Below are 19,418 nucleotides of genomic sequence, written 5' to 3' on the forward strand. Positions count from 1 at the left end.
CTTGTACAGCGTTTTGGCGGGGGCTGGTTTTAGATAGGGGCATTTTCCCTGAGTTCAAGGCTGGGCAACATGAAAGGTATCGAGAATGAGTCGTATCTTATACCTGTGCCGGGCCTCTTCGCGGCTAAAGCCGCTCCCACAGGGTAACCTACACATCAAGGGCAGTGCCGTACCTGTGGGAGCGGGTTCACCCGCGAAGAAGCCGGCACTGGCGACAGAAATGTTAAACTGCTGACCTTGTAACCTCATGCGTACCCCCATGGCCTACAAACCCTCCCCCGCCCAACCGCCCTCGGCCCTGCTGCGCCAGGTCCGTCCGTTGCGCCTGCTGCTGAACCAGGCCGAACGCCTGGAACACCTGCAACGCCTGCTGGAAAGCCAGCTGCAACCGGCCGCCCGCGAGCACTGCCATGTAGCCTCATGGCGTGATGGCACGTTGTTGCTGGTGGTCACCGACGGCCACTGGGCAACCCGCCTGCGCTATCAGCAAAAACGCCTGATGTCGGCATTACAGGCCATGGAGGCATTCGCCAACCTCAGGCGCATCCTGTACAAGGTCCAGCCCCCGCTGGTGCCAGCCAAGCGTGGTGGCCATGGTGTGGAACTGTCCAATAACGCAGCCGAAAGCCTGCGCGATACCGCCGAGGGCATCACTGACCCCAAGCTGCGCGCAGCGCTGGAAAGGCTGGCAGCTCACGCCCAGGACAAGCGCTGACACCTTCGGGACTGCTGCGCAGTCCATTCGCGGGCACGCCCGCTCCCACAAGTCCTGCGCCGCTCCAGAGGCGGTGAGCACCCTGTGGGAGCGGGCGTGCCCGCGAATGGCCGGACCTGCCGGGCAAAATGCGTCAGCCATAAAAAAGGCCACCCGAAGGTGGCCTTAATGAACTAGAGAGTGTTCGAACTTACACGGCCGCAACAGGGCGCATGTACGAGATCGGTGCCGTGCTGGCATCTTCGAAAGTGACCACTTCCCAGGCATCGGTTTCGGCAATCAGCTTGCGCAACAGCTGGTTGTTCAGCGCGTGGCCGGACTTGTAGCCCTTGAACTCGCCAATCAGGCTGTTGCCCAGCAGATAAAGGTCGCCAATGGCGTCGAGGATCTTGTGCTTGACGAATTCGTCATCGGAACGAAGGCCGTCTTCGTTGAGCACACCGGTCTCGTCGACCACGATGGCGTTCTCGACACTGCCACCCAACGCAAGGTTGTGCTTGCGCAGGTACTCGATGTCACGCATGAAGCCGAAGGTACGGGCGCGGCTGACTTCCTTCACGAACGAGGTGCTGGAGAAGTCGACGACCGCACTCTGGGTCTGGCCCTTGAGGACCGGGTGATCGAAGTCGATCTCGAAGCTCACCTTGAAACCGTCGAAAGGCAGGAAAGTGGCGCGCTTGTCGCCCTCTTCCACGGTAACCTCCCGCAGGATGCGGATGAACTTCTTGGCTGCGTCCTGTTCTTCCAAGCCGGCAGACTGAATCAGGAATACAAAGGGTCCGGCGCTGCCATCCATGATCGGCACTTCCGAGGCGGAGAGCTCGACGTAGGCGTTATCGATGCCCAGGCCCGCCATGGCGGAGAGCAGGTGCTCGACCGTATCGACCTTGACGTCACCGTTGACCAGCGTCGTCGACATGGTTGTCTCGCCGACGTTGGCCGCGCGCGCCGGGATTTCGACCACAGGGTCGAGGTCGGCGCGGCGGAAGACGATGCCGGTGTCAACAGGTGCAGGCTTGAGGGTCAGGTAAACCTTCTCCCCGGAGTGCAGACCGACACCTGTGGCACGGATGGTATTCTTCAGGGTGCGTTGTTTAATCATGGCATTGGCCGCTTCAGCGCAAATTGCGAACAGGTATCAACAAAGGCTGGGGATGATAACAGACCCAACCTTTGATGAATACCAATCACCTTTATACCCCTGATAAATTCCATTAATCAGCCTGGCGACGCAGGAATGCCGGGATATCGAGGTAGTCCAGGTCATCCTGCGGGTTGAGTTTAGCCGCTGCAGCAGCGCCTGCATGGGCCTGGTTGCGCATCACGGTCGGGCGCTCCAGGTCACGGTAGTTGACTGCAGGCTGCTCCTGGCGAACCGGCGCCGGGTTGGACGCTTCATACGCCTGCTGGGCAGTCTGCAGGGTATTGTCGACCACTTTCACAGGTTTCTCGATGCGCGCGCCCAGGCCAGTGGCCACCACGGTCACGTGCAGTTCGTCACGCATGTCCGGATCGATCACGGTGCCGACCTTGACCATGGCGTGGTCGGAGGCGAAGGCCTCGATGATGCTACCCACGTCGGAGTACTCACCCAGCGACAGGTCCGGGCCGGCGGTGATGTTCACCAGGATGCCGCGGGCGCCCTGCAGGTTGACGTCTTCCAGCAGCGGGTTGCGGATGGCCGCCTCGGTCGCTTCACGCGCACGGTTCGGGCCGCTGGCGCAGCCGGTACCCATCATGGCCATGCCCATTTCACCCATCACGGTGCGCACGTCGGCGAAGTCGACGTTGATCATGCCCGGGCGCTTGATGATGTCGGAAATACCGCGCACCGCACCGGCGAGGACGTCGTCAGCCTTGGCGAAGGCGGACAGCAGGCTGGCATCCTTGCCCAGGATGGTCAGCAGCTTCTCGTTCGGGATGGTGATCAGCGAGTCGACGCTTTCGGCCAGCATGCGGATGCCTTCATCGGCGATCTGCATGCGCTTGCGGCCCTCGAACGGGAACGGACGGGTCACCACGGCAACGGTGAGAATGCCCATTTCCTTGGCCACTTCGGCGATGATCGGCGCAGCACCGGTACCGGTACCGCCGCCCATGCCAGTGGTGATGAACACCATGTTGGTGCCCTGCAGCACTTCAGCGATGCGCTCACGGTCTTCCAGCGCGGCCTGACGGCCGACTTCCGGGTTGGCACCGGCACCCAGGCCCTTGGTCACGCCAGTGCCCAATTGCAGGATGGTGCGCGCGCCGATGTTTTTCAGCGCCTGGGCATCGGTGTTGGCGCAGATGAATTCCACGCCTTCGATGCTGCTCTTGACCATGTGGTTGACGGCGTTGCCGCCACCACCGCCAACGCCGATCACCTTGATGACCGGACTTTGCGGGACGTTGTCTACGAGCTCGAACATTTTCCCTCTCCTTACAGTTCTCTAGTTGTCGCGCCTACCACTACTGCTTTGAAACTTAGAAGTTGCCCTGGACCCAGCGCTTGAAGCGTTCAAGCACCGGGGCCTTCGGTTCATCGCCATAGCTGTTGTTGCTGCTGTTACCGGTCAGGGGCAGGTCTTCGGTCTGCTTCTGCAGGCCGTAGGTGAGCAAGCCCACGCCGGTGGAATAGATCGGGTTGCGCACCACGTCGCTCAGCCCCCGAACGCTGTGCGGTACACCCAGGCGTACCGGCATGTGGAAGATTTCCTCGGCCAGTTCCACGGCGCCTTCCATCTTCGCGGTGCCACCGGTAAGGACGATGCCGGCCGGCACCAGGTCCTCGTAGCCGCTGCGGCGCAGCTCGGCCTGGATCAGGGTGAAGAGCTCGTCGTAACGCGGCTCCACCACTTCGGCCAGGGCCTGGCGCGACAGTTCGCGCGGTGGGCGGTCGCCCACGCTCGGCACCTTGATGGTCTCGCCGGCACCGGCCAGCTTGGCCAGCGCGCAGGCGTAGCGGATCTTGATTTCTTCGGCGTACTGGGTCGGCGTACGCAGGGCCATGGCGATGTCGTTGGTCACCTGGTCGCCGGCGATCGGGATCACCGCGGTGTGACGGATCGCGCCCTCGGTGAAGATGGCGATATCGGTGGTGCCGCCGCCGATGTCCACCAGGCACACGCCCAGTTCTTTCTCATCGTCGGTCAGTACCGAGTAGGCCGAGGCCAGTTGCTCGAGGATGATGTCGTCGATCTCCAGGCCGCAGCGGCGTACGCACTTCTCGATGTTCTGTGCCGCATTGACCGCGCAGGTAACCACGTGGACCTTGGCTTCCAGGCGTACGCCAGACATGCCCAGCGGCTCGCGCACGCCTTCCTGGTTGTCGATCACGTAGTCCTGCGGCAGGGTATGCAGCACCCGCTGGTCGGCCGGGATGGCCACGGCCTGGGCGGCATCGAGCACGCGCTCCAGGTCGGCCAGGCTGACTTCGCGGTCGCGGATGGCGACGATGCCGTGGGAGTTCAGGCTGCGGATGTGGTTGCCGGCCACGCCGACGAACGCCGAGTGGATGCGGCAGCCGGCCATCAGCTGCGCTTCTTCGACAGCGCGCTGGATCGACTGCACGGTGGACTCGATGTTCACCACCACGCCTTTCTTCAGGCCGCGGGACGGATGGGTACCGATCCCGACGATTTCCAGGGTGCCGTCCTCGCCCACTTCACCCACCAGCGCCACCACCTTGGAGGTGCCGATGTCCAGCCCGACGATCATTTTGCCGCTATGCGCGTTTGCCATGGTCCTGCCTCTCTCTAATTCTTCGCAACGGCGGGTTGGGCCGTCGTCGGTGCAATCGGTTCCCGCCATCCAACGGCAAGTCCGTTGGCGTATCGCAGATCGATGCGGGCGATGTTGGTGATCTGCTCTTTAAGCGTCTTGTCGTAAATGGCAATGAAACGGCGCATCTTCTCCACCAGATGGTCGCGCCCCAGCAGCAGCTCGATACCCGGCCCGGCGCTGCTCGCACCGGTAGTCAGGAACCAGCTGCCTCGCTCGCGCAGCTCCAGGCGAGCGATGGAAAAGCCCAAGGGGCGCAGCATCTGGCTCAATACCTGATACTGCTGCATGACTTGTTGCTGCGCACGCTGCGGCCCGGCCAGCTGCGGCAGGTGCTCGTAGTTGGCCAGTTCGCGCGGGGTGAAGGCCTGGCCCTGGTTGTTGAGCAGGGCCTCGTCACCCCAGCGAGCTACCGGCAACTGTTCTTCCAGGTGGATCACCACCTCGTCGGGCCACACCCGGCGCACTTCGGCATGGGCGATCCACGGCATCTGCTCGAGCTCGGCACGCATCGCCGGCAGGTCGACACTGAAGAAGCTCGCCGCGACGTACGGCGCAATGCGTTGCTGCACCGACTGCTGGCTGATGTAGCTGAGGTCGCCCTGCACGTCGATCTTGGTGATCGGCCGGTCAGCGTACGGCATCAGCCGAATGGCGCCTTCATAGGCACCAAAACCGGCCGCCACCAGCACCACCGGCCACAGCAGGCGCTTGAGGCCGCCCAGGCTGGGCCGCGGCAGGCGCGCCGATACGGGCTCGTCGGCCACCAGCCGGCTGGCACCACGCGGCACCGGCTTGCTACGGCCGGTAACGGGTTGCTGCTGACGTATCATCGCGCCTTGCATGGTTGTTAACCTCGCGTCGCCACGCTTTCGGCCAGGATCGCCAGCACCAGTTGCTGGAAGTCCAGGCCGGCCGCGCGGGCCGCCATGGGCACCAGGCTATGGTCGGTCATGCCGGGTGCGGTGTTGACTTCGAGCAGCCAGAACCGGCCTTGCTCGTCCTGCATCACGTCCAGCCGCCCCCAGCCTTCGATGCCGATGGCATCGCAGGCGCGTGCGGTCAGGTCGATCAGTTCCTGTTCCTTGACACTGTCCAGGCCGCACGGAATGCGGTACTGGGTATCGTTGGCGATGTACTTGGCGTCGTAGTCGTAGAACACGTGCGGCGTACCCAGGGCGATCGGCGGCAACACCTGGCCGCGCAATACCGCGACGGTGAACTCCGGGCCGTGGATCCATTGCTCGACCAAGACTTGCGAATCGTACTTGGCGGCATCTTTCCAGGCGGCGACCAGCTCTTCCACGCTGTTCACCTTGGCCATGCCGATACTCGAACCTTCATGGGCCGGTTTGACGATCAAGGGGAAGCCCAGTTCAGTACCGGCGGCAACGCAATCGTGTTCGCTGCCCAGCACCGCGTGGCGCGGGGTCGGAATGCCCAGGCTCTGCCACACCTGCTTGGTGCGCAGCTTGTCCATGGCCAGCGCCGAGGCAAGGATGCCGCTGCCGGTATAAGGGATGCCCAGGCACTCGAGCAGGCCTTGCATGCTGCCGTCTTCACCGCCACGGCCGTGGAGGATGATGAAGGCGCGGTCGATCTTCTCGCTTTGCAGGCGCTCGAGCAGGTCGTCACCCACGTCGATGGCGACCACGTCGACACCGGCGGTGGTCAGCGCGTCGATCACCGCAGCGCCAGACTTCAGCGACACTTCCCGTTCGGCACTCTTGCCGCCGTACAGCACCGCGACGCGGCCGAACGCCTTGACGTCCAGGGTCGAATGCAGTTTTTCGTAGGCGCTGGTCATTTCGACTTCTCCTGCTTGGCGCCTGCGAACAGCGGGCTTTTCATCAATTGCGGGGCCAGCCCGCCGACATCACCGGCACCCTGGCAGATCAGGATGTCGCCAGCGCGCAGCAGTGGCTTGACCAGTGGCGCCAGCTCGACGCCACGTTCGATGTAGATCGGGTCCAGCTTGCCGCGCTGGCGGATGCTGTGGCACAGCTGGCGGCTGTCGGCGCCGGGAATCGGCTCTTCACCCGCTGGGTAGACTTCCATCAGCAGCAACACGTTGGCATCGCCCAGCACCTGGACGAAATCGTCGTACAAGTCGCGGGTGCGACTGTAGCGGTGCGGCTGGTAGACGATCACCAGGCGGCGGCTTGGCCAGCCACCGCGCACGGCCTTGATCACTGCCGCCACTTCGGTCGGGTGGTGGCCGTAGTCGTCGACCAGCATCACGCTGCCGCCTTCGACCGGCAGTTCGCCGTACACCTGGAAGCGCCGACCGACGCCCTGGAAGCCGGACAGGCCCTGGACGATGGCCTCGTCGCTGATGCCTTCGTCAGTGGCGATGGCGATGGTGGCCAAGGCATTGAGCACGTTGTGGTTGCCGGGCATGTTCACCGACACCTCCAGCGGCTCGCGGTCACGGCGCAACACGGTGAAATGGGTCTGCATGCCCTGCTGGCGCACGTTGATGGCGCGCACGTCGGCTTCTTCGCTGAAGCCGTAGGTCACCGTCGGGCGCTTGACCTGCGGCAGGATCTCACGCACCACCGGGTCGTCCAGGCACATCACGGCCAGGCCATAGAACGGCAGGTTGTGCAGGAACTCGACGAAGGTTTTCTTCAGCTTGTTGAAGTCGCCTTCGTAGGTCGCCATGTGATCGGCGTCGATGTTGGTGACCACGGCCACCATCGGCTGCAGGTGCAGGAAGCTGGCATCGCTTTCGTCTGCTTCGGCGATCAGGTAGCGGCTGGTGCCCAGCTGGGCGTTGGTCCCGGCAGCCGTCAGGCGGCCACCGATGACGAAGGTCGGGTCCAGGCCGCCGGCGGCGAATACCGAAGCCAGCAGGCTGGTGGTGGTGGTCTTGCCGTGGGTGCCGGCAACGGCCACGCCATGGCGGTAACGCATCAGCTCGGCGAGCATTTCGGCACGCGGCACCACCGGAATGCGCCGTTCCAGCGCAGTGGCGACTTCCGGGTTGGCCGGGTTGATCGCACTGGACACCACCAGTACATCGGCGCTGGCGGCGTTCTCGGCGCGGTGGCCTACGAAGATCTCGGCGCCGAACGATTCCAGGCGCTCGGTCACCGGCGAGGCTTTCAGGTCGGAACCGGACACTTCATAGCCCAGGTTCAGCAACACTTCGGCGATGCCACACATGCCCACGCCGCCGATACCGACGAAGTGAATACGGCGGATACGGCCCATTTTCGGCTGGGGCATGGCTTTCTGGCTCTCAACCATGGGCCACCTCCAGGCAGATATCGACCACGGTGCTGGTTGCAGCAGGTTTGGCCAGGCGCCGCGCGGTGCCTGCCATGACGTTGAGTTTCTCGGGTTGCATCAGCACCTCGTTCAGGCGTTCAGCGAGCTGCGCTGCGCCAGTTGTCGCTTGTGGCATGAGGAAGGCAGCACCTTCCCGGGCCAGATATTGGGCGTTGTGGGTCTGGTGGTCGTCGATGGCGTGGGGCAACGGCACCAGCATCGAAGGCAGGCCCGCTGCCGCCAGCTCGCTGACGGTCAGGGCACCGGCCCGGCACACCACCATGTCGGCCCAGCCATAGGCTTGGGCCATGTCCTTGATGAAGGGCTCTACCTGAGCCTCGACACCGGCCTCGCGGTAACGCTCGGCGGTAATCGGCGCATGTTGCTTGCCGGCCTGGTGGAACACCTCTGGCCGCAGCGCGGCGGGCACTTCGGACAGGGCCTTAGGCAACAATTTGTTCAATGGTTCCGCACCCAGGCTGCCACCGAGCACCAACAGGCGGGCACGGCGTTCGGCCAGGGGCGCGCGTTGCGCGTCCATGAACAGCTCCGGGCGCACCGGGTTGCCGGTGGTGCGGCGTTTGTCGCTGGCCTCGAAGGTGTTCGGGAAAGCTTCGCAGACCCGCGCCGAGAGTGGCACCAGCAACCGATTGGCGGTACCGGCACGGGCGTTCTGCTCGTGGATCACCAGCGGCACGCCGCACAGCCGCGCGGCCACGCCACCAGGGCCGGTCACGTAGCCACCAAAGCCCAACACGCACACCGGCTTGAGCTGGCGGATGATGCGCCGGGCCTGGAGCACGGCCTTGACCAGGGTGAACGGTGCCTTGAGCAATGACAGCTTGCCCTTGCCGCGCAGGCCGCTGACCTGGATCAGGTGCAACGGCAGGCCCGCCTGGGGCACCAGCTCGTTCTCGATGCCACGCGGGGTACCCAGCCAGTGCACGCTGTAACCGCGGGCCTGGAACTCACGGGCGCAGGCCAGCGCCGGGAACACGTGGCCACCGGTGCCGCCGGCCATGATCAGTACGTTCTTGCCGTCAGCGGCCATGACTGGTCTCCTCGGCAAAATCGCTTTCGCTGAATTCGTGTTCCTCGCTGCCCAGGTGCGTGCGGCTTTCCCACTCGATGCGCAGCAACAGGCCGACGCAGGCACAGCAGATCACCAGCGAGCTACCGCCATAACTAAGGAATGGCAGAGTCAGGCCCTTGGTCGGCAGCAGGCCGACGTTCACGCCGATGTTGATCAGGAACTGGCCGATCCACAGGAACGCCAGCCCGAATGCGACATAGGCGGCAAAGAACTGCTTGGCTTTCTCGGCCCACAGGCCGATATACAAGGCCCGCACGGTGACGAACACGAACAGCGCGATGGTCAGCAGCGAGCCGACCACGCCGAGCTCCTCGGCCAGCACCGAAAACACGAAGTCGGTGTGCGCTTCCGGCAGGTAGAACTGCTTCTGCACGCTGTTGCCCAGGCCAACGCCCAGCCATTCGCCACGGCCAAAGGCAATCAGCGCCTGGGTCAGCTGGTAGCCCGAGCCGAACTGATCGGACCACGGGTCGGTAAAGGTGATCAGGCGCGCCATGCGGTAAGGCTGGGCCTGTACCAGGACGAACACTGCCACCACCGCCAGCACCACCATCAGGCTGAAGCGGAACAGCCCGACACCGCCAAGGAACAACATGGCCGCCGCCGCGCCCATCATCACCACGGTGGCGCCGAAGTCCGGCTCCATCAGCAACAGGGCAGCCATGGGCAGCAGCACGATGAACGGCTTGAAGAAGCCCATCCAGGTTTCGCGCACCTCGGTCTGCCGGCGTACCAGGTAACCGGCCAGGTAGATGACCACGAACACCTTGGCAATTTCCGAGGGCTGCACGTTGAAGAAGCTGAAGCCGATCCAGCGCATGGAACCGTTCACTTCACGGCCGATACCCGGTACCAGCACCAGCACCAGCAAGCCGAAGGCGCCCAGCAGCATCATGAAGCCCATGCGCTGCCAGGTGGCGATCGGCACCATCATGGTCGCGCCACAGGCCACCAGGCCGAGGAACACGTACACCAGGTGGCGGAACATGTGATAAAGCGGGTTGCCCGACTGCACCGCCGCCACTTCCGAGGAGGCCGAGGTGATCATCACCAGGCCCAGGCCCAGCAGTGCCAGGCAGCCGGCCAGCATCGGGAAGTCCAGGTCGATGCCCCGGCCGCTGATCAATGGCGACGGGTACGGCTTGAGAATGCCGAAGATCATGCAAGACCTCCTGCCGCCTGGGCGAACAGGCGCCCGCGTTCTTCGAAGTTGCGGAACATGTCGAGGCTGGCGCACGCCGGCGACAGCAGCACGGCATCACCGGCCTGGGCCAGGTCGGCGCATTGCTGCACGGCGTCGTCGAGGGTCTTGACCCGCACCAGCGGCACGCCATCGCCGAGGGCTTGGGCCAGGCGCTCGGCGTCACGGCCAAGCAGGACCACGGCGCGGCAGAAGCGTTGGACCGGCGCGCGCAGCGCGGCGAAATCGGCGCCCTTGCCATCACCACCGGCAATCAGCACCAGCTTGCCTCGGATATCGGCGCCCAGGCCTTCGATGGCAGCCAGGGCGGCGCCGACGTTGGTGGCCTTGGAATCGTCGTACCAGTTCACCCCGTTGCGCTCGCGTACCCACTGGCAACGGTGGGCCAGGCCGGTGAACTCGCGCAAGGCTTCGAGCATGGGCTCGAACGGCAGGCCGGCAGCGTGCCCCAGGGCCAGGGCGGCCAGCGCGTTGCTCTGGTTGTGGGCGCCACGAATCTTCAGCTCGCGCACCGGCATCAGCAGCTGGAACTCGAACGCCAGGTATTTCTCGCCGTCGACTTCACGCAGGCCGAAGGCCTTGAAGTCCGGCTGGTTGAGGCCGAAAGTCCAGCACGGGCGGCCTTCCACCGGCAGCGGTCGGCTCAGCGCATCCTGGCGATTGACCACGACCTGGCGTGCCCCACGGAAGATCCGGTGCTTGGCCAGGTGGTAGGCCGGCAGGCCGCTGTAGCGGTCCATGTGGTCTTCGCTGATGTTCAGCACGGTCGCCACTTCAGCGTTGAGCTGGTCGGTGGTTTCCAGCTGGAAGCTGGACAGCTCGAGCACGTACAGCTCGACCTCGTCGCCCAGCAGGTCCAGCGCCGGGGTACCGAGGTTGCCACCGACCGCGACACGCTTGCCGGCCTTGGCCGCCATGTCGCCGACCAGGGTGGTCACGGTGCTCTTGGCATTGGAGCCACTGATGGCAATGATCGGCGCCTTGGCATGGCGGGCGAACAACTCGATATCGCCGGACAGCTTCACGCCACGCGCTGCCGCCTGCTGCAGGGCCGGGGTGGCCAGGGCCAGGCCGGGGCTCACGTACAGCTCGCTGGCACGGCACAGGAAGTCCACGTCCAGTTCACCACAGCGCACTTCCACCTGCGGGTAATCACGGCGCAGGGTGTCCAGTTCCGGCGGTTGCTCGCGGGTGTCAGCGACCGCAAAGGCAATGCCCCGGCTCGCCAGGAAGCGAACCAGGGACATGCCGCTCTTGCCGAGGCCGACAACGATGCGGAATTGGTCGGAAGCGATCAAAGACACGCTCATCTACCTCAGTTTCAGGGTTGCCAGGCCGATCAGCACCAGGATCACGGTGATGATCCAGAAGCGGACGATCACCCGTGGCTCTGGCCAGCCCTTGAGTTCAAAGTGGTGGTGGATCGGGGCCATGCGGAACACGCGTTTGCCGGTCAACTTGAAGGAGGCGACCTGGATCACCACCGACAGGGTTTCCATGACGAACACGCCACCCATGATGAACAGCACGATTTCCTGGCGCACGATCACCGCGATGGTGCCCAGCGCAGCGCCCAGCGCCAGTGCGCCGACATCGCCCATGAACACCTGCGCCGGGTAGGTGTTGAACCACAGGAAGCCCAGGCCGGCACCGATCAGGGCGCCGCAGAACACGATGAGTTCGCCGGACCCTGGCACGTAGGGGATCAGCAGGTATTCGGCGAACTTCACGTTACCCGACAGGTAGCAGAAGATGCCCAGGGCACCACCGACCATCACCGTCGGCATGATCGCCAGGCCGTCGAGGCCATCGGTGAGGTTGACCGCGTTGCTCGAGCCGACGATGACGAAGTAGGTCAGCACGACGAAACCGATGCCCAGCGGGATGGTGACATCCTTGACGAACGGCAGGATCAGCGTGGTCTCGACGCTGGTCGGCGCGGTCTGGTACAGGAACACCGCTGCAGCCAGGCCAAACACCGACTGCCAGAAGTACTTCCAGCGGCTCGGCAGGCCCCGCGAGTTCTTCTCGATGACCTTGCGGTAGTCGTCGACCCAGCCGATGGCACCGAATGCCAGGGTCACGATCAGCACCACCCACACGTAACGGTTGGTCAGGTCGGCCCACAGCAGCGTGCTGACGGCAATGGCGGACAGGATCAGCGCGCCACCCATGGTCGGGGTGCCGGACTTGGACAGGTGCGATTGCGGGCCGTCGTTACGTACGGCCTGGCCGATCTGGCGGATTTGCAGGGTACGGATCATCCACGGCCCCAGCCACAGCGCCAGCGACAACGCGGTCAGTACACCGAGGATCCCGCGCAGGGACAGGTACTGGAAGACCGCGAAGCCTTTGTGGAACTGTTGCAGATACTCGGCCAACAGCAGCAGCATTAATGTTTCTCCCCGCTGGCACCGCACAAAGCCGCCACGACGTTTTCCATCGCAGCGCTGCGCGAGCCCTTGATCAAGATAGTGGTGTCGCTGGCGTTTTCGGCGCGAACCGCGTCGATCAGCTCAGCTTGTGTAGCGAAATGGCGACCATTGGCGCCGAATGCCCGTACCGCGTGCGCCATGTTGGCGCCTACGGCATACAGGGCGTCGACCTTGCCACATGCGTAGGCGCCCACCTGACGGTGGCCTTCTTCCGCCCATTGCCCCAGTTCGCCGATATCCCCAAGCACCAGGACGGTGCGCCCGGAAAAGCCGGCGAGTATATCAATGGCCGCGCACATGGAGGTGGGATTTGCGTTGTAACTGTCATCGATCACGCGCACGCCATTCGCCGCGAGCTGCGCCACGGTGCGGCCCTTGACCGGCTGCACCGCGGCCAGGCCGGCGGCGATGCCGTCCAGGCTCAGACCGACGGCATGGGCGGCAGCGGCGGCGGCCAGGGCGTTGCTGACGTTATGGGTACCCAACAGGTTCAGCTGTACCGGCACGCTGCCGCCCGGCCCGTGCAAGGTGAACGAAGGGCAGCCACGGGCATCACGCCCGATGTCACTGGCGTGGAAGTCGGCCTGCGGATTGTCCAGGGCAAAGCTGACAATGCGGTGATTACCGGCGCGCTTGCGCCAGGTCTCGAACGCCTTGTCGGCCAGGTTGAGGATGGCCGTGCCACCTTCGCCCAGGCCTTCGAGAATCTCGCCCTTGGCCTCGACGATCTTCTCCGGGCCACCGAACTCGCCAACGTGGGCGGTACCGGCGTTGTTGATAATGACCACCTGCGGTCGGGTCAGGCCGACGGTGTAGCGGATCTCGCCAATGCGCGAGGCGCCCAGTTCGATCACGGCGGCGCTGTGCTCCGGGGCGATTTCCAACAAGGTCAGCGGTGCGCCGAGGTCGTTGTTCAGGTTGCCGCGGGTGGCGTGCACCAGGCCACGGGTACGCAGGATGCTGGCCAGCATCTCCTTGACCGTGGTCTTGCCGCTGGAGCCGGTAATGGCCACCACCGGCTTGTCGAAAGCTGCACGGTTCAGCGCGCCAAGCTGGCCGAGGGCCAGGCGGCAGTCGGCCACCCGCAGCTGGGGCAGATCGACGTCGGGCACTTCGCGCTCGACCAGCGCCGCGACAGCGCCCTTGGCCTTCACATCGGCCAGGTAGTCATGCCCATCGAAACGCGGGCCGGCCAGGGCGACGAACAGTTGCCCGGCAGTAACACTACGGCTGTCGATGCTGACCCCGGTGAACGTGGCGTCTGCGCCCAATTGCTGGCCACCCAGTGCCGTGGTCAGCTGGCTGAGTGACATCGGCTTAAGCATGTGGCGCCTCCCAGGCTGCAAGTGCCTTCTCGGCTTCGATCAGGTCGGAGAAGTCATGGCGCTGGCCATTGATCTCCTGGTAATCCTCGTGCCCCTTGCCTGCCAGGACGACCACGTCGTCGGCAGCGGCGCTGGCGATCAGGTGCGCAATGGCATTGCCGCGACCGGCGACGAACTCGACCTTGGCAGGCTTGGCGAAACCGGGGCGGATGTCGTCGAAGATGCGCAGCGGGTCTTCGCTACGCGGGTTGTCGTCGGTGACCAGCACGCGGTCGGCCAGGCGCTCGGCCACCTCGGCCATCAGCGGGCGCTTGCCACGATCACGATCACCGCCGCAGCCGAACAGGCACAGCAGCTTGCCGTGCGCGTGCGGGCGCAGGGCTTCGAGCACCTTCTCCAGGGCGTCCGGGGTGTGCGCGTAATCCACCACTACCAGCGGCTTGTCGCCGCCCCCCAGGCGCTGCATGCGGCCCACCGGCCCCTGCAGTTGCGGGGTGACTTCGAGAATCTCGTCCAGCGCATAGTCCAGCGCCAGCAACGTGGCCACGGCGGCGAGCATGTTGCTGAGGTTGAAGCGGCCCAGCAGCTGGCTGCGCAGGGTACGCTCACCCTGGGCAGTGACCAGCGTGGCCCGCACGCCATCATCGTTGAACAGCGCTTCCCGGCAGAACAGCGAGGCGTCCGGGTTTTCCAGGCTGTAGCTGAGCAGCCGGGTCTCGACATGGTCGAAGCTCGGGCGGCGGGCGAAGTCGTCGGCCAGGCGACGGCCGAAGGCATCGTCCAGGTTGACCACCTGGCAGCGCAGGCTTGGCCAGGCGAACAACTTGGCCTTGGCGGCCTCGTAGGCCTCCATGCTGCCGTGATAGTCCAGGTGGTCGCGAGACAGGTTGGTCATGACCGCGATGTCGAACTCCAGCGCGGCGACGCGGCCCTGTTCCAGGGCGTGGGAGGAAACCTCCATGGCCACGGCCTTGGCTCCGGCCTTTTTCAGGTCGTTGAGCGTCGACTGCACGGCGATCGGGTCCGGCGTGGTCAGGCGACCGCTCTGCAGCTCACCGTAGAAGCCGGTACCCAGGGTACCAATCAGGCCGCAGCGCTGGCCGAGCGCGTCCAGGGCCTGGGCCACCAGCTGGGTGACGCTGGTCTTGCCGTTGGTGCCGGTGACGCCGACCAGGTCGAGCTGGCGGCTCGGTTCGCCGTAGAATCGGCCGGCGATATCCGACAACTGGGCGACCAGGCCTTTGACCGGGATCAGCGGCACCTCGGTCAACGGCAGCACGTTGGCCCCCTGTTCTTCATAGGCCACCGCGGCAGCGCCCCGGGCCAGGGCATCGGCAATATGCTCGCGGCCATCGACCTTGGCGCCCGGCACGGCCAGGAACAGGTCACCCGGGCGCACGTTGCGGCTGTCCAGGCTCAGCTCACGGATCAGCGGGTCACGGCTGGCGTGGGCGAAAAGCTTGCTCAATGGCATTGTCATCATCCACGCCCTCCCTTGGCGGCTGCTGCGGCATTGACTTGCGATTGTTCGACGGGGGCCGGTGGCGGCAGGTTGTCCGGCGGCACGTTCATCAGGCGCAGGGTGCCGGACATGACCTTGCTGAACACCGGTGCCGAAACCAGGCCACCGAAGTAGCCGCCCTTGCCCGGTTCGTCGATGACCACGACGATGGCGTAGCGCGGGTCGCTCATCGGCCCGAAGCCGGCGAACAGCGAGCGGTAGGCGTTCTCGGTGTAGCCCTTGGAACCCACGGTGGCCTTGCGCGCGGTACCAGACTTGCCGGCCACGTGATAGAACGGCACCTGCGCGCGGAATACGCCGCGTGGCGCTTCGATCACCTGCTGCAGCATGCCCTGGATGGTTTCGGCGGTTTCCTTCGGTATGGCCTGCACCGCTTCCGGTGCCTTGTCGACCTTGAGGATCGACAGCGGCACCATCTTGCCGTCGTTGGCCAGCGCCGCGTAGGCGTGCACCAACTGCAGGGCGGTGACCGACACGCCATAGCCATAGGACAAGGTCGCAGTCTCGGCCTTGCGCCATTCGCGGTGGTTGGGCAGGTTGCCGACCCGTTCACCCGGGAAGCCAAGGCCGGTGTACTGGCCCAGGCCGACCTGGGACATGACCCGGTAGATGGCCTCGCCGCCGATATCGAAGGCGATCTTGCTCATGCCGACGTTACTGGAGTTGATCAGGATGCCGGTCAGGTCGAGGATCGGCCCCTCGCTCTTGGACACGTCCTTGATGGTGTAGCGACCGATCTGCAGGCTACCCGGGTACACCTCGACCTTGTCGGTCGGTTTCCAGCGGCCACTCTCCAGCGCCGCGCTCATGGAAATCGGCTTGACCGTGGAGCCCGGCTCGAACACGTCGATGATCGCCCGGTTACGCATGGCAGCGGGGAACATGCTGCGGCGGTTGTTGGGGTTGTAGGTCGGCTGGTTGACCATGGCCAGGACCTCACCGGTCTTGACGTCCATGATCACCAGGCTGCCGGCCTTGGCGTCCTGTTCGGCAATGGCGTTGCGCAATTCACGGGTGGCCAGGTACTGCAGGCGCAGGTCTATCGACAACGCCAAGGTCTTGCCGGCCTTGGCGTTCTTGGTGACCTGAATGTCCTTGATCAGCCGGCCGCGCCGGTCCTTGATCACCTGCCGTTTGCCGGGCACGCCGGCCAGCCACTCGTCATAGGCCAGCTCCACCCCTTCGCGACCGTGGTCGTCGAGGTCGGTGAAGCCGACCATGTGCGCGGTGACATCACCGGCCGGGTAGAAACGGCGGAATTCTTCCAGGCCATATACACCCGGGACTTTCAGGTCGAGCACGTGCTGGCCCTGCTCCGGGGTCAGGCCACGGACCAGGTAGATGAACTCTTTGTTCGCCTGCTGGGTCAGGCGCTCGATCAGCTGCTGCGGGTTCTGCCCCAGCGCTGCGGCCAGCTGCGGCCAGCGGTCCTTGGACGCCTGCATTTCCTTGGGGTTGGCCCACAGGGTAGTGACCGGGGTACTGACCGCCAGCGGTTCGCCATTGCGGTCAGTGATCAGGCCGCGGTGTGCCGGGATAGGGATGTGCCGCAGGCTGCGCGCATCGCCCTGCCCCTTGAGGAAGTCACGGTCGACCACCTGCAGGTCGATGATGCGCCAGCAGATGGCGCCGACCATGATCGCCAGCAAGGCGATCACCACGCGGAAACGCCAGGGGTACAGTGCGCCTTCGAGCTTCATCATGGCGCCACCATCCGTACTTCGTCAGCGGAGGGCACACGCATTTTCAGCTGCTCGGAAGCCAGGCTTTCGATACGGCTGGCAGCCGTCCAGGTGCTTTGCTCAAGGATCAGCCGGCCCCACTCGGCCTGGGCCTTGTCGCGCTCGTTCAGTTCGCCATACAGGGTATTGAGCAACTGGCGGTTCCAGTGCGCGCTGTAGGACACGGCGATCGCCGAAACCAGCACGGCAACGAACAGCAGAAGCATCAGGAAGCTTCCGCCTGGCAAGGGTTTGGCAAACAACCTGCTCACCGCAGCTTCTCCGCGACCCGCATCACGGCGCTACGCGCCCGCGGGTTGGCCTTGAGCTCGGCATCGGAGGCGAACTGGGCCTTGCCGACAAGCTTGATTTTCGGCTCGAAGGCCTTGTGCTGCACCGGCAGGTTGCGCGGCAGGTTGTCTGCCTCGCCCTTGGCCAGCTTGCGCATGAACAGTTTGACGATACGGTCTTCCAGCGAGTGGAAACTGATCACCGCCAGGCGGCCGCCCACTTCCAGCGCGTCGATCGCGGCCTCCAGGCCCGTCTCGAGGTCACCGAGTTCGTTATTGACGTGAATGCGCAAGCCCTGGAAGGCACGGGTCGCCGGGTTCTTGCCCTTCTCCCAGGCCGGGTTGGCCACCTTCAGCACTTCGGCAAGGTCGCCGGTGCGGGTGAACGGCTGCTGTTCGCGGCGCAGCACCACGGCGCGAGCCATGCGCTTGGCGAAACGCTCTTCGCCGTATTCCTTGAATACCCGGGCGATTTCTTCTTCGGGCGCGGTGGCGATGAATTCGGCGGCGCTGATGCCCTGGTCCGGGTTCATGCGCATGTCCAGCGGGCCATCATTGAGGAAGCTGAAGCCCCGCTCGGGGTCATCCAGCTGCGGCGAGGACACACCCAGGTCCAGCAACACGCCGCTGACCTTGCCATGCAGGCCGCGCTCGGCCACTTCCGCGCCCAGCTCGGCAAAGCTGCGCTGCACAATGACAAAGCGGCCGTCTTCGGCCGCCAGCGCTTGCCCGGTGGCAATCGCCTGTGGATCCTTGTCGAACCCCAGCAGCCGCCCTTGCGGCCCGAGCTTGCTGAGAATCAGCCGGCTGTGTCCGCCACGGCCGAAGGTGCCGTCCAGATAGCAACCGTCGGCGCGCAGGGCCAATGCCTCGACAGCCTCGTCGAGCAGGACGGTAATGTGGTTGAAGCCGCTATCTATGGTCACAGGATCAGGTCACGCAATTCGTCGGGCATGGCACCCGGTTGTTGAATAGCTGCGAGGTCGGCTGCCGAAACCGCGTTCCAGGCATCCTCATCCCACAGCTGGAATTTGTTCAGTTGCCCCACCAGCATCGCCTTCTTGTCGAGCTTGGCGTACTCACGCAAACGGGGCGGCACCAGGAAACGCCCGCTGCCATCGAGCTCCAGGTCAACCGCATTACCGATCAGCAAGCGCTGCAGACGGCGGTTTTCCTCACGCAACGATGGCAAGGCACGCAACTTGGCTTCTATCTGTTCCCACTCATCGAGGGGATAAACACACAAGCAGGGGTCAACGGCGTCGATGGTCACGATCAGCTGACCATTGCAACGCGAATCGAGCTCGTCACGGTACCGGCTCGGCATGGCGAGACGTCCCTTGGCATCGAGGCTGACGGCGTTGGCTCCGCGGAACACGGCTGCGATTCCCCACAATGTTATCTTTTTTGTGCCAGAAAACCCACTTCATCCCACTTTCTGCCACTTGCGCACACTATAGGAATCCGCCCGCAGCACCGTCAAGGCACGTTCGGAAGGAAAAGCCTTACAGGACCGAGATTTAGCGCATTAAAGGAAGGGGGACGGACTGCCGAGGAGAAAAAAACACAAGAAAAATCAAACCCACACAAGCCAGTGGAGTTCGAAGTTAAAGTGATTTATGAAGAGTAAGATCTTTTCGGTATTACCAGAGAGCATCTGCTATCGAATCAAGCAGGGAAGGAAGGTGGAGAGTCGATCTGTAAGCCGGGTTTTGTCGAGGACAGTCATTCCTCTACGACGGCCATCACTGGACGCCTCTAGCAACCTACCCGGTTCCGACGCGGGCCACGCCTGATGGAACCCTATTTGGTCTTGCTCCGAGTGGGGTTTACCTAGCCACGCACTGTTACCAGCCGTGCGGTGCGCTCTTACCGCACCTTTTCACCCTTACCGGCACCGAAGTGCTTAGGCGGTTATTTTCTGTGGCACTTTCCGTAGGCTCGCGCCTCCCAGGCGTTACCTGGCACTCTGCCCTATGGAGCCCGGACTTTCCTCCCCCTGTCCTTGTGGAACAAAAACAGGCAGCGACTGTCCGATCGACTCTCCGCCGTCAAGATTAACGGCAGGCGCGCCCAAGAAC

17 protein-coding genes and 1 other RNA gene are annotated in these 19,418 nt (G+C 64.2%); 1 reads left to right on the forward strand and 17 read right to left on the reverse strand.

Going from position 1 to position 19,418, the window contains the following annotated elements; genetic code table 11:
- Positions 1–259 precede the first annotated feature (259 nt).
- On the forward strand, positions 260–715 hold the full coding sequence (locus tag HU763_RS20035) for a DUF721 domain-containing protein (protein ID WP_186685335.1): 456 nt from the start codon (positions 260–262) through the stop codon (positions 713–715).
- Between the two features lie 190 nt (positions 716–905).
- On the opposite strand, the gene lpxC is transcribed toward HU763_RS20035, so the two are convergent.
- The 17 genes from lpxC to rnpB form a co-directional block, all read right to left on the reverse strand.
- The gene (lpxC, locus tag HU763_RS20040; RefSeq protein ID WP_003260771.1) at positions 906–1,817 is read right to left on the reverse strand and encodes a UDP-3-O-acyl-N-acetylglucosamine deacetylase; all 912 of its coding nucleotides are present in this window, start codon (positions 1,815–1,817) and stop codon (positions 906–908) included.
- A 112-nt stretch (positions 1,818–1,929) separates the two neighbouring features.
- The gene (gene ftsZ, locus HU763_RS20045) at positions 1,930–3,126 is read right to left on the reverse strand and encodes a cell division protein FtsZ (RefSeq protein WP_003251871.1); all 1,197 of its coding nucleotides are present in this window, start codon (positions 3,124–3,126) and stop codon (positions 1,930–1,932) included.
- A gap of 55 nt (positions 3,127–3,181) precedes the next feature.
- Positions 3,182–4,438: a cell division protein FtsA gene (gene ftsA / locus HU763_RS20050; RefSeq protein ID WP_015271706.1), complete on the reverse strand. Its 1,257-nt coding sequence runs from the start codon at positions 4,436–4,438 to the stop codon at positions 3,182–3,184.
- A 14-nt stretch (positions 4,439–4,452) separates the two neighbouring features.
- On the reverse strand, positions 4,453–5,322 hold the full coding sequence (locus HU763_RS20055; RefSeq protein ID WP_186675142.1) for a cell division protein FtsQ/DivIB: 870 nt from the start codon (positions 5,320–5,322) through the stop codon (positions 4,453–4,455).
- Between the two features lie 5 nt (positions 5,323–5,327).
- The gene (locus HU763_RS20060; RefSeq protein ID WP_186685337.1) at positions 5,328–6,284 is read right to left on the reverse strand and encodes a D-alanine--D-alanine ligase; all 957 of its coding nucleotides are present in this window, start codon (positions 6,282–6,284) and stop codon (positions 5,328–5,330) included.
- Positions 6,281–7,729 carry a UDP-N-acetylmuramate--L-alanine ligase gene (gene murC, locus HU763_RS20065; protein WP_186685340.1) on the reverse strand — a complete coding sequence of 483 codons (1,449 nt, stop codon included), beginning with the start codon at positions 7,727–7,729 and terminating at the stop codon, positions 6,281–6,283. The genes HU763_RS20060 and murC overlap by 4 nt, the downstream gene beginning before the upstream one ends.
- Positions 7,722–8,801, reverse strand: coding sequence for an undecaprenyldiphospho-muramoylpentapeptide beta-N-acetylglucosaminyltransferase (gene murG, locus HU763_RS20070; protein ID WP_170032416.1), 1,080 nt, complete (start codon positions 8,799–8,801; stop codon positions 7,722–7,724). Before murG ends, murC begins: the two co-directional genes overlap by 8 nt.
- Complete coding sequence (gene ftsW, locus HU763_RS20075; RefSeq protein WP_189665715.1) at positions 8,791–10,005, reverse strand: putative lipid II flippase FtsW; 1,215 nt, start codon at positions 10,003–10,005, stop codon at positions 8,791–8,793. Before ftsW ends, murG begins: the two co-directional genes overlap by 11 nt.
- Complete coding sequence (gene murD / locus HU763_RS20080) at positions 10,002–11,348, reverse strand: UDP-N-acetylmuramoyl-L-alanine--D-glutamate ligase (protein WP_186685517.1); 1,347 nt, start codon at positions 11,346–11,348, stop codon at positions 10,002–10,004. The genes ftsW and murD overlap by 4 nt, the downstream gene beginning before the upstream one ends.
- Positions 11,349–11,354: 6 nt before the next feature.
- A complete protein-coding gene (gene mraY / locus HU763_RS20085) occupies positions 11,355–12,437 on the reverse strand; it encodes a phospho-N-acetylmuramoyl-pentapeptide-transferase (RefSeq protein ID WP_186685342.1) in 1,083 nt (360 codons plus the stop codon).
- Positions 12,437–13,804: a UDP-N-acetylmuramoyl-tripeptide--D-alanyl-D-alanine ligase gene (locus HU763_RS20090; protein ID WP_186685344.1), complete on the reverse strand. Its 1,368-nt coding sequence runs from the start codon at positions 13,802–13,804 to the stop codon at positions 12,437–12,439. The genes mraY and HU763_RS20090 overlap by 1 nt, the downstream gene beginning before the upstream one ends.
- Entirely contained in the window at positions 13,797–15,287 is a 1,491-nt protein-coding gene (locus HU763_RS20095; protein ID WP_186685346.1) for a UDP-N-acetylmuramoyl-L-alanyl-D-glutamate--2,6-diaminopimelate ligase, read from the reverse strand. The genes HU763_RS20090 and HU763_RS20095 overlap by 8 nt, the downstream gene beginning before the upstream one ends.
- Positions 15,284–17,026 carry a peptidoglycan D,D-transpeptidase FtsI family protein gene (locus HU763_RS20100; RefSeq protein WP_186685518.1) on the reverse strand — a complete coding sequence of 581 codons (1,743 nt, stop codon included), beginning with the start codon at positions 17,024–17,026 and terminating at the stop codon, positions 15,284–15,286. The genes HU763_RS20095 and HU763_RS20100 overlap by 4 nt, the downstream gene beginning before the upstream one ends.
- A complete protein-coding gene (ftsL, locus tag HU763_RS20105) occupies positions 17,026–17,319 on the reverse strand; it encodes a cell division protein FtsL (protein WP_056801817.1) in 294 nt (97 codons plus the stop codon). Before ftsL ends, HU763_RS20100 begins: the two co-directional genes overlap by 1 nt.
- Positions 17,316–18,263 carry a 16S rRNA (cytosine(1402)-N(4))-methyltransferase RsmH gene (rsmH, locus tag HU763_RS20110; RefSeq protein ID WP_420831023.1) on the reverse strand — a complete coding sequence of 316 codons (948 nt, stop codon included), beginning with the start codon at positions 18,261–18,263 and terminating at the stop codon, positions 17,316–17,318. Before rsmH ends, ftsL begins: the two co-directional genes overlap by 4 nt.
- A complete protein-coding gene (gene mraZ, locus HU763_RS20115; RefSeq protein WP_004575120.1) occupies positions 18,260–18,715 on the reverse strand; it encodes a division/cell wall cluster transcriptional repressor MraZ in 456 nt (151 codons plus the stop codon). The genes rsmH and mraZ overlap by 4 nt, the downstream gene beginning before the upstream one ends.
- A gap of 307 nt (positions 18,716–19,022) precedes the next feature.
- Positions 19,023–19,382, reverse strand: an RNA gene (gene rnpB, locus HU763_RS20120) — RNase P RNA component class A.
- Between the last annotated feature and the right edge of the window lie 36 nt (positions 19,383–19,418).

The sequence above is a fragment of the Pseudomonas anuradhapurensis genome (assembly GCF_014269225.2).
Taxonomy (GTDB): Bacteria; Pseudomonadota; Gammaproteobacteria; order Pseudomonadales; family Pseudomonadaceae; genus Aquipseudomonas; species Aquipseudomonas anuradhapurensis.